The 1,033-nt window shown below is 26.2% G+C and carries 1 protein-coding gene; it reads right to left on the bottom strand.

Features of this window, described 5'->3' with window-relative positions; all coding sequences use genetic code 11:
- A partial coding sequence (locus ACXAHM_RS26265; RefSeq protein WP_474967056.1) for a hypothetical protein occupies positions 1–328 on the bottom strand: 328 nt, incomplete at its 3' end.
- Positions 329–1,033: the final 705 nt, after the last annotated feature.

Below are 1,033 nucleotides of genomic sequence, written 5' to 3'. Positions count from 1 at the left end.
CGGGAGAGTAAGTCGGCGCCACATTCATTAAATATAGAAGGTTAGTTAACACAAGATGTTGACTAACCTTTTTTTGTGTCTGTACTTTTTGATTGGCTAGAATTTGTTCAATAAATTTATCTATATTTTTAGAATCATCATCTGATGATATAATATGTATGTTTCCAATATATATTATATCTAGATACTTAAATGTTTTAATAGATGTGAGCCAGAAAACATTCCCTAAAGAACAGGAAATAACAGTGACTTTTTTATTTCTTAGTTTTCTTTCTAAACTACTATTTATTGTTAATCGATTTATAAAGCGATCAAAAAATACTTTCATGATCCTACCCATTGAATAACAATATACAGGTTAGTGAAAACAAATGTGTCGCAATTATCTATGATATCATTTATCAAAGGTAGGAAATCATCATTTTGATTATTGTATTCATAATCAAAATGAGAAATAAAATAATCCATAAGATTGATAATTTCCCAGTTTGTTTTAGAAGAAATATATTTTGAAATGGATATTGTATCTTCTTTTTGATGAGAGCTATCAACTATAATTACTGTGTACTTATAATAGTTTGTCTATTAGTTTCAATACTTAAAAGTAATAATATTTTCCATTTTAATACTTATTTATTTTAATGTATATCATTGATATTAAGTGTGTTATAGATTTGTTGATTTTTATTTAATGTAATTTCTCATAGATCTTATTGTATTTAAAAAACCTTCAATTACCTTTGTACTCCCTTCAGCAAACGGCTAAGGAAAAAACATGATGTAAAAAAAACTTTCAGAGTTGATAATCAGAAATCTAAATGAATTTCTAAATAAAACAAAATAGATATTGCAGATTAAATTTCCTTTCTTACCTTTGCACTCGCCTTTAGCGAAAGGCATTTTTAAAACATCCACTTGATGTGCTAAAAACAGTGTGTTGTGAGAATGAGAATTGACTCAAAAAAAACTTCAAAATTTTTTCAAAAAAGATTTGGAAGTTAAAAAGAAAAGTTCTTACCTTTGCACTCGCTTC

The sequence above is a fragment of the Flammeovirga sp. AWQ4_249 genome, assembly GCF_056161045.1.
This window is presented reverse-complemented; position numbering and strand designations above follow the sequence as displayed.